The organism is Aphanizomenon sp. CS-733/32, assembly GCF_028330045.1.
In the GTDB taxonomy this organism is placed as follows: domain Bacteria; phylum Cyanobacteriota; class Cyanobacteriia; order Cyanobacteriales; family Nostocaceae; genus Dolichospermum; species Dolichospermum gracile.
Window position 1 is genome coordinate 1 of sequence record NZ_JAQMSE010000106.1, and the last position, 2,734, is coordinate 2,734.

Here is a 2,734-nt window from a genome sequence, read left to right on the forward strand (position 1 = left end):
ACTCTACTTAGACAAAAATAAATAGAACTATGTTAAGTAAGTTAACAGATTCTGAAATTGGCTCCTAGTTAGGGCTTTAGCCCTACTTTCAGGTCTAAAGACCTTACTACAAACCTTTAATTATTTACGTTACTCTACTTAGACAAAAATAAATAGAACTATGTTAAGTAAGTTAACAGATTCTGAAATTGGCTCCTAGTTAGGGCTTTAGCCCTACTTTCAGGTCTAAAGACCTTACTACAAACCTTTAATTATTTACTTTACTCTACTTATATGAACCAGATAATGAGGTCATTATAGAATGGATAACATAGCTAAATATCGAAAATATATTCAAACCTTACTAACAAATTATGCCAAAGATGATATTTGCACTAACGAAGTAGATGTGGAACTTATCTTTGATGCAGAACGCGATCATTATCAGTGGATGAATGTTGGTTGGGAACATTTAAATCGCGTGTATATGACTGTGATTCACTTCGATATTAAAAACGGCAAAATTTGGTTACAACAGAATTTAACAGAAGAAAATCCCGCCGAAGATTTAGTAAAAATGGGTGTTCCCAGAGAAGATATCGTGTTAGGTTTACATCCTCCTTATAAACGTCCATATACAGATTATGGAGTGGCTTAGAGAAAGTCAATTCATTAGAAACAGTCAAACTCATAATTTAATCTTCTTGAAAACAGCAAACTTTCTGCAAAATTAGGATTCAGAAGATTTGAAGTTCATTAATCCTGACAATCCTCAAATCCTGGGTATCCTGATTCAGACAATTTCCTTTTTTATCGAACCACAGAGAACACAGAGAACACAGAGAAAATGTCAAAATTATCTGGGTTTAATTTTTGATATTTCATCCTGAAAATCCTCAAATCCTGGTTATCCTGATTCTGACATTATTCCATTTCTCTAATTATATTCATTGTTTCTACACTCACGGTACAAACTCTCATTAATAAATCTATTACCTGTTCTTTATAATCTGCAAAACGATAGGTATTGAATTTTTCCGCAATGGTTGGATCTTTTGGTTTCTTTTCTTTATATTGATCTAATATCCATTCTAACGCACAACGATTAACCAGCATATATTCCCACGCAATTTTCGGAATATTCTCTAATGTGGTGACATCATCTAGGATAATACTATTTTTGGTTTTATCGGCTTTTAATTTTGCTTTGGGTGTTTTTTGATTGTCTTTTAAGGGAATATCAAGACGGGTTAGGTGATAAGGTGTGACTGTTTCATAATTAATATGTAGTTCCATGAGTTGTTTACCCCACTTAACCCATTTTGGGAAGTTTTCATAATATGGTAAACGGGGAAATTCTCGTTTGAGGTTGAGTTCGTATTTGCTGCGATAAACTGGGTTATGTAAGACTGCGTAGGTATAATGAAAGATGTCTATTTTGGTAATTGTTGAATCTTGGTAATGGGTTTGAATTTGTTTTAGTCCCCAGTCGGTAATGTTATCAATGCGGTTTCCTTCTTTGTCGTAGCGATATAAGGGGAGACATTGAGTTTGTTCAAGAAAGTGATAATCACAAGGTTTCTGAGATACAAATATTTGAAAAGGTTTTGATAGTGGAGTTCCAGAAAAATAGATAATAACATTACTTTCTTCAAATTTTTTACCCAATAAAGTACAATGATTCGTAGTTAGTACATCATTGAGAATAAAATCATAATAAAAGTATTGTTGAGTAAATGGTCTGTACAAGGAAAGTTTAATTAGTTTTTTATCAAAACAAACATTTTTATGTGATAATAATTTTTTCTTTAAATCTCTACTCCATTTAATTGTATAGTCAACAAAATTATCTAAGTTTTCAACTTTTTCGGCTTGTTTATATCTTTTAATCTCAGAATTGTAAAAATCAATAAAAAAGTTCACTTTTTGAGATAAAGTATCTTTATCAAAATCATAAACCCATTCATCTCTATTACTCTTGATTCCATTTGTATAAAATTTAAAGATTACTTTTTCTTCTAACTCATGTTTTGCATCTTTAACATTTTTATCAACCAAAGATATTAGCGTATCAAAATTAGTATCAGCTTGATTTATCCAGTTATAATTTTTATCTGGTGTAATATGGTCAAAAGCAATTTGATTAAATTTAGTTTGAGATAAAAACTTTAACTTATCACTTGCTGTATCAAATTCTGGACGACGAATATAAAATATTTGACAAATATTAAAATCACTATTCTGTTTCTTAACTAAAAACATAATAGCGACACCAGTTTGAATCCCAAAAACATTATGTGTAGTTCCTGAAAGTTTGGGATTTTTCCTCACATCACCATGTAAATCTATAATGTAAATATAACTAAAATCATCGCTTACAGCTTTTCTAAAACCATCAAATGCTCTTCCGTCAATAAAAGATGAATTAGTAATAAATGCAATAATCCCATTTTTACCTAGTCTATCAGAAGCCCATCTAATAAACCGAGTATACATATCATAAGCTTTCGTTTTCTGAGCAGTGCTATATTTTACATAACTTTCTTTAATTAATTTATCTATTGCTGGATAATCACGATTAGCATTATTATCATTTTCATTTTGTTGATTTGCATTATAAGGAGGATTACCAATAATCACAGAAATAGTTCTATCATTCTGTCTTTTGATTCTGGCGGTATTCTCCACACTCATAGCAAATAAATCCAATTGCTTACCCGCAAAAGAAGTATTATCCAAAGTATCCACAAAACAA

2 protein-coding genes are annotated in these 2,734 nt (G+C 30.7%); one reads left to right on the plus strand and one right to left on the minus strand.

The genetic code is table 11. The features are described from left to right. Nucleotides 1–301: 301 nt before the first annotated feature. Nucleotides 302–637, plus strand: coding sequence for a XisI protein (locus PN471_RS08045; protein WP_271776392.1), 336 nt, complete (start codon nt 302–304; stop codon nt 635–637). Between the two features lie 266 nt (nt 638–903). Here the strand turns inward: PN471_RS08045 and PN471_RS08050 are convergent. Beyond that, nucleotides 904–2,734 (minus strand): type ISP restriction/modification enzyme (locus PN471_RS08050; RefSeq protein WP_271776393.1); only part of this gene is annotated, 1,831 nt, incomplete at its 5' end.